Annotated in this window: 6 protein-coding genes; 5 read left to right on the top strand and 1 reads right to left on the bottom strand. The window is 72.0% G+C overall.

The window, feature by feature from the left end; all coding sequences use genetic code 11:
• Positions 1 to 238 precede the first annotated feature (238 nt).
• On the bottom strand, positions 239 to 688 hold the full coding sequence (locus K9U41_RS21085) for a GlcG/HbpS family heme-binding protein (RefSeq protein WP_282642812.1): 450 nt from the start codon (positions 686 to 688) through the stop codon (positions 239 to 241).
• 312 nt (positions 689 to 1,000) lie between these two features.
• On the opposite strand from K9U41_RS21085, the gene K9U41_RS21080 reads away from it, so the two are divergent.
• The 5 genes from K9U41_RS21080 to K9U41_RS21060 all read left to right on the top strand — a co-directional run.
• The gene (locus K9U41_RS21080; protein WP_282642811.1) at positions 1,001 to 1,516 is read left to right on the top strand and encodes a universal stress protein; all 516 of its coding nucleotides are present in this window, start codon (positions 1,001 to 1,003) and stop codon (positions 1,514 to 1,516) included.
• Between the two features lie 372 nt (positions 1,517 to 1,888).
• Positions 1,889 to 2,761, top strand: coding sequence for a ribosome maturation factor RimP (rimP, locus tag K9U41_RS21075; protein ID WP_282642810.1), 873 nt, complete (start codon positions 1,889 to 1,891; stop codon positions 2,759 to 2,761).
• A complete protein-coding gene (gene nusA / locus K9U41_RS21070) occupies positions 2,761 to 4,356 on the top strand; it encodes a transcription termination factor NusA (protein WP_282642809.1) in 1,596 nt (531 codons plus the stop codon). Before rimP ends, nusA begins: the two co-directional genes overlap by 1 nt.
• A 28-nt stretch (positions 4,357 to 4,384) precedes the next feature.
• Entirely contained in the window at positions 4,385 to 5,104 is a 720-nt protein-coding gene (locus K9U41_RS21065) for an RNA-binding protein (protein WP_282642808.1), read from the top strand.
• Positions 5,101 to 6,548 (top strand): translation initiation factor IF-2 associated domain-containing protein (locus K9U41_RS21060; RefSeq protein WP_282642807.1); only part of this gene is annotated, 1,448 nt, incomplete at its 3' end. The genes K9U41_RS21065 and K9U41_RS21060, both read left to right, overlap by 4 nt.

The following is a 6,548-nucleotide window of genomic DNA, read 5'->3' as shown; positions in this document are numbered from 1 at the left end:
ACCGGGAACGCTGGGAACCCCCTCCCGTTTGCGGGGGAGGGCAGGGTGGGGGCAAGGGTCGTTTTTGCGAGAACCGCCGGTGCTTTTTGGCACGGGCCTGCCCCCTCCCCCGCAAGCGGGAGAGGGGGCGTGCCGCACTTCGGGAGAGGGCGGCGCTCGGCTTCAAACTGACGCGTGACCCCAAAAGGCCCGGCGCACCATCGCGCCGGGCCTTTGTCCGTCCTCAGTCCTGGCCGGGTCAGTCCTGGCCGGGATCGCCCGCGAGACCGGCGGCGGCAAGGCCTGCCAGGGCGCTTGCCTCGTCATTGTCCGAGGTATCGCCCGAAATCCCGACCACGCCGATGACGGCGCCCGCCGCCGAGCGGATCAGCACGCCGCCCGGTACCGGGACCAGCGAGCCACCGATGGCCGAGGTGGCGGCGGAGATGAAGAAGGGCTGGTCCTTGGCCCGCTTGAACAGGGACCGCGACCCCATGCCCAGCGCCAGCGCGCCATTGGCCTTGCCGCGGGCGATCTCGCCGCGGTTGAGGCTGGTGCCATCCTCCGCCGCATAGGCCTTGAGCGCGCCGCGGGCGTCGAGCACGCACACCGCGAGCGGGTTCATGGCGCCGGCGCGGGCATAGGCGAGGGCTGCGGCGACGATGGTCTGCGCCGCCTCCAGCGTAAGGTCGGTGGCTGTGCTGGTCATGTGGGCCTCTCCTTGCCGGCGCGCGCCCCGCGGGGCCGCCTGTCTTGCGGGAACGGAAGGCCCGTCTTTAAAGCAGATTCGCACGGGGTTGAATCGCGAAGCGCTGCCTTCACCGGCAATGCAGTCTTGCCGCACCCGGTGCGACCGGCGGTGCCCCACATTTTCCTCCCCCCTGGCCCGGTCGGCATGGCACCATGCACCGGCCTGCCCGTTTCCTGGCGCCCACCGCGCGCCCAATAGGGCCTTTTCGATGCGCCGTCCTTCCCGCCGTCCGGTGCCCACGGCGCCCCGCTCCCCGCGCAGGACCCTGCCATGACCTCCGCGCCGCAGCCCGCACCCCCCCGCCGCAGCCGGGAACCCGGCCACCGCCGCAAGTTCCTGGTGGTGGTGGACGACACCCCCGAATGCGACCGCGCGGTCTATTATGCCAGCCGCCGCGCCGCCGGCACCGCGGGCGGGCTGGTCCTGCTGGGCGTACTGGAGCTGGAGGGCGCCGCCCAGCAATGGCTCGGGGTGGCCGACCTGATGCGCGCGGAGGCCCATGAGGAGATGGAGGCGCGGCTCCAGAACTTCGCCGCCCGCGCCCGCCAGGTGGCCGGCATCGCGCCCGAGCTGGTGATCAAGGAAGGCGCACCGGCCGAGGCCATCGCCCGGGTGATCGCCGAGGATCACGACATCGCCATCCTGGTGCTGGCGGCCGGCGTCGGGAAGGAAGGCCCCGGCCCGCTGGTCACCGTGCTGGCGGCCGGGCATGCGGCGCGCTTTCCGGTGCCCATCACCATCGTGCCCGGCGCGCTCACCGACGCCGATCTGGATGCCATCGCCTGAGGGCGGGGGCTCCCGGAGGCGAAGGCGGCGCCGGAAGCCGGTGCGCCGGGCCAACGGACGCCGTCACCCTGCGCTTGCGCCTTTGGCATTTCCGTCTATATTAGCGCCATCCCTGATGAGGGATGCCTCAGCGCCATCGCAGTCGAAGGTGATGAGAGTGGGCCCCCGCCGGGACCCGCTCCGTTTCTGCTTATCCGGTCTTGCCGGGAAGTTCGCTGCCGGGCCGCAGGGGGAGAACTGAGAGACGGATCCACCGACCAGGTCCAATCCACCGGGTCGGGTTCGTCTCTCGCACACTATCCGGGCGCCGGTGCCGAACCGCCGCGCGCCCACCGGCCGGAATCGGCCGCAGTTCAGCTGTCCTGGAGGGACATGACCGAGATCCAAGCCGTGCTCGACGATCCCAACGAGCCGCGCCTCATCACCGAAACCGGGGTGGCCGCCCGCGTGGCCGCCATCGCCTCGGGCGTGCTTGGCGCGCTCGGCTACCGGCTGGTGCGCGTGAAGGTGACGAACCGCGACGGCGGCACGCTGCAGATCATGGCCGAGCGGCCCGACGGCACCATGAGCATCGACGATTGCGAGGCCGCCTCGCGCGCCCTGTCTCCGGTGCTCGACGTGGAAGACCCCATCTCCAGCGCCTACCGCCTTGAAATGTCCTCCCCCGGCATCGACCGGCCGCTGGTGCGCCTGTCGGACTTCATCCGCTGGGCCGGCCACGAGGTGAAGGTGGAGATGGCCCGCCCCGTGGACGGCCGCAAGCGCTTCCGCGGCATCCTGATCGGCGCCGACGACGGTGTGGCCGTGGTCCGCCGCCTCGATGCGCCCGCCGAGGAAGATCCCACCGCCCGCCTGCCCGTGGCCGACATCCACGACGCCAAGCTCATGCTCACCGACGCCCTCATCCGCGAGGCCCTGCGCGCCGCCAAGGCCGCCGGCCAGGACCTCGACGAGGATGCGGAAGCCTTCCTCGACGGCGAGGACGGCGCGGAAATGGACGGCGGGGATATGGACGGCGCGGCGGAAGCCGAGGACGAGGACGAAATCCCCGCGCAGGCCGAGGCCGCCGCCCAGCCCGCGGTGCCCTACAGGGGCCCCTCGCGCAAGGACGGCGGCAACAAGCTCGTCGGCCGCAAGGCCAAGGGCAAGAAGGCTTCACCCAAGAAATCCAACGCCAAGAAGAAGGCCGGCCTGGAAACGGCCGCCTCCTCCGCCAACGCCAGCACCGTGAAGGAGACGCACTGATGGTTGCCGTCAGCGCAAACCGGCTGGAACTGCTGCAGATCGCCGATGCGGTCGCGCGGGAAAAGTCCATCGACCGCAGCATCGTGATTGCCGCCATGGAAGACGCCATCGCCAAGGCGGCGCGCTCGCGCTACGGCCAGGAGACGGACATCCACGCGGACATCAACGCCAAGACCGGCGAGCTGCGTCTGGCCCGCCATCTGCTGGTGGTGGACGAGGTGGAGAACACGGCCACCGAGATCACCCTGGACGGCGCCCGCCGCCACAATCCGGCGGCGCAGGTCGGCGACACCATCGCCGACACCCTGCCCCCCTTCGATTTCGGCCGCATCGCCGCGCAGAGCGCCAAGCAGGTCATCGTGCAGAAGGTGCGCGAGGCCGAGCGCGACCGGCAGTATGACGAATTCAAGGACCGCATCGGCGACGTGGTGAACGGCCTCGTCAAGCGGGTCGAATACGGCAACGTGGTGGTGGACCTCGGCCGCGGCGAAGGCATCCTGCGCCGCGACGAGCTGCTGCCGCGCGAGACCGTGAAGACCGGCGACCGCATCCGCGCCTACGTCTATGACGTGCGCCGCGAGCCGCGCGGGCCGCAGATCTTCCTGTCGCGGACCCATCCCCAGTTCATGGCCAAGCTGTTCGCGCAGGAAGTGCCCGAGATCTACGACGGCATCGTCGAGATCAAGGCGGTGGCGCGCGATCCCGGCTCCCGCGCCAAGATCGCGGTGATCTCCCGCGACCAGTCGGTGGACCCGGTGGGTGCCTGCGTCGGCATGCGCGGCTCGCGCGTGCAGGCCGTGGTGAACGAGCTGCAGGGCGAGAAGATCGACATCATCCCCTGGAACAATGATATCGCCACCTTCATCGTCAACGCCCTCGCCCCCGCCGAGGTGGTGAAGGTGGTGCTCGACGAGGATCGCGAGCGCATCGAGGTGGTGGTGCCCGACGCCCAGCTGTCGCTGGCCATCGGCCGCCGCGGCCAGAACGTGCGCCTCGCCACCCAGCTCACCGGCTGGGACATCGACATCATGACCGAGCAGGAGGAGAGCGAGCGGCGCCAGAAGGAATTCGCCGAGCGCACCAAGATGTTCGCCGATGCCCTCGATCTCGACGAGATGATGGGCCAGCTGCTCACCTCCGAGGGCTTCACCTCGGTGGAGGAGATCGCCTACGTCCAGCTCCAGGAGCTTGCCTCCATCGAGGGCTTCGACGAGGACACCGCCGCCGAGCTGCAGGCCCGCGCCCTGAAGCACCTCGCCGAGGTGGAGGAGGCGCTTGACGCCCGCCGCACCGAGTTGGGCGTGGAAGACGACCTGAAGACCGTGCCCGGCGTCACCTCCAAGATGCTGGTGGCGTTCGGCGAGAACGACATCAAGACCATCGAGGACCTCGCCGGCTGCGCCACCGATGACCTCGTCGGCTGGACCGAGCGCAAGGACGGCGAAACCGTCCGCCACGCCGGTGCCCTGGACGGCTTCGAACTGTCCCGCGAGGACGCGGAGGCCCTGGTTATGCAGGCCCGCGTCACCGCCGGCTGGATCGAGGCCGACGAACCCGCTGCGGATGGCGATGACGCCACCGCCGGCGAAGCCTGAGACTGGGAGATGACACACGGTGCCCGCTATGGTGGACGAGGACGAGACGGACGAGGGACTGCGCAGCCTTGCGGCGGCGCGGGCGCCCCTGTCGCGCCTGTGCCTTGCCACCCGGCGGGTCACCCCGGTCGCGGACATGCTGCGCTTCGTGATGGGGCCGGACGGCGCGATCGTCCCGGACATCACCCGTAGGCTGCCCGGGCGTGGCGCCTGGATCAGCGCCACCCGCGCCGACCTCGAGACCGCGCTGAAGCGCAAGGTCTTCGGCCGCGCCTTCAAGGGCAAGGGCACCACGGTGCCCGACCTTGCCGATCTCGTGGATACATTGCTGGAAAAGGACGCCCGCAGCGCCCTCTCCCTGGCCAACAAGGCCGGGAAGGTGGTGACGGGCACGACGAAGGTCGAGGCGGCTCTCGCCTCCGGTGACGTGCGGGTTCTCCTGCACGCCCAGGACGCACGCCCGGACGGGGTGCGCAAGCTCAAGGCCCTCACGCGCCAGGTCGAAAATGCCGGCGCCCGCCAGGTGTCCAGTATCGATTGCTTTACCGGCATCGAATTGGACTTGGCGTTGGGGCGGTCAAATGTGGTACATGCGGCGCTGCTCGCGCATCCGACGACGGAAGGGTTTCTCGAGCGCTGCCACAAGCTCCTGCGCTGGCGGACGGGTACGTCCGACATCGAAGAGCATGGGCAGGGCGAGGGTCACGCGCATGTAACCGGTCGGATGCAAGGAACGGATACGGAATGAACGATACGAAGACCCCAGGCGACAAGACGCTGCATCCCGCCACCGGCAAGACGCTCACGCTGAAGCGCCCGGTGGAGCAGGGCATGGTGCGCCAGAGCTTCAGCCACGGCCGCTCCAAGGCGGTTGTGGTGGAGAAGGTGAAGCGCCGCGTCATCGCCCCCGGCGAAGCAGCCGGCCAGGGAACCGGGCAGGGAACCGGGCAGGCGGCACCGGCCGCTCCGGCAGCGGCACCGGCCGCGCCGCGCCCGGCTGCGCCCGCCGCTGCTCCGTCCGCAGCGCCTGCTCCCGCGCCTGTCGCGCCCGCCCCGGCTCCGGTTGAGGCGAAGGCCCCGGCCGCCCCGGCGCCGGTGAGCGCCCCCGTGGCGCCGGCCCCGGCTGCGGAAGCCCCCGCGCCCCAGGCTGCGGCGCCCGCGCCCGTCGAGGCGAAGGCCCCGGCCGCTCCGGTGGTCGAGACGCCTGCGGCGCCTGCCCCCGTTGTCGCGACGCCCGCTCCGGCGGTCGCCGAGCCGGCTCCGACCGCCCCCGCGGCGGCGCCCGCCGCAGCAGCCCAGGCCGCTGCGCCCCAGACGCCTGCGCCTCAGGCTGCTGCGCCTCAGGCGGCCGCGCCCAAGCCTGCCGCCCCCAGGGCCGCAGCTCCGGCTGCGTCCGGCGAAGCGAAGCCGGCTTCGGCGCGTCCCGGCCAGTCCGCGGGCGGCCGCACCGACGGTCCGCGCACCGCCGCCGGCGCGTCCAGCCGTCCCGGCTCCCATTCAAGCTCCCATGCCAGCTCGCAGGCGTCCCAGCGTCCTGGCGCGCCGAACCGTCCCGGCCAGCCGCCGCGTTCCGGCGGTCCCGGCGCCGATCGCCGTCCCGGCAGCGGCGGCCCTCCCGGCCGTCCCGGCGCCCAGCAGCGTCCCGGCGGCTCCGGCGTGGTGCTGCGCACCCTGACCGAGGAAGAGCGCAACGCCCGCGCCAGCGCCCTCGCCGACGCCCGCGTCCGCGAAGTGGAAGAGCGGCGCATGGCGGAAGAACGCCGCGCCGCCGAGGAAGAGGCCCGCCGCCGCGCCGAGCGCGAGCGCGTCGAACGCGCCGAGCGCGATGCCGCCGAGGCCCGCAAGCGCGAGGACGAAACCCGCCGCGCCCAGGAAGACGAGAGCAAGCGCCGCGCCGAGCAGGAGGCGCGCAAGCGCTTCGGCGGCGAGGAGCAGGGCAACCGTCCGGCTGGGGCCGGCGCCAGCACCGGCGGCAACGCCGGGGCAGGTGCTGCCGCCGCCACCACCGCGCGGCCGCTGACGCCGCGTCCGGCCGGCACCGCCGAATCCGAGGACGAGGAGCGCCGCGCCGCCCGTGGCCGCCCGTGGCCGACTGTTCCGCAGCGTGTCAGCGCACTCTTGTGTGGCTGCGCGGCGCATCGCAAGATGGTGTGCGCGCGCCCTGCAAGGTGCGCCGTCGGTGGCAGGATGGC

The sequence above is a fragment of the Xanthobacter autotrophicus genome (genome assembly GCF_029991245.1).
GTDB lineage: Bacteria > Pseudomonadota > Alphaproteobacteria > Rhizobiales > Xanthobacteraceae > Xanthobacter > Xanthobacter autotrophicus_C.
This window is presented reverse-complemented; position numbering and strand designations above follow the sequence as displayed.

Excerpts from the sequence above, each read along its gene's own strand:
- rimP (WP_282642810.1), top strand. The coding sequence starts at position 1,889 with ATGACCGAGATCCAAGCCGTGCTCGACGATCCCAACGAGCCGCGCCTC.
- K9U41_RS21085 (WP_282642812.1), bottom strand. The coding sequence starts at position 688 with ATGACCAGCACAGCCACCGACCTTACGCTGGAGGCGGCGCAGACCATC.
- nusA (WP_282642809.1), top strand. The coding sequence starts at position 2,761 with ATGGTTGCCGTCAGCGCAAACCGGCTGGAACTGCTGCAGATCGCCGAT.
- K9U41_RS21080 (WP_282642811.1), top strand. The coding sequence starts at position 1,001 with ATGACCTCCGCGCCGCAGCCCGCACCCCCCCGCCGCAGCCGGGAACCC.
- K9U41_RS21065 (WP_282642808.1), top strand. The coding sequence starts at position 4,385 with ATGGTGGACGAGGACGAGACGGACGAGGGACTGCGCAGCCTTGCGGCG.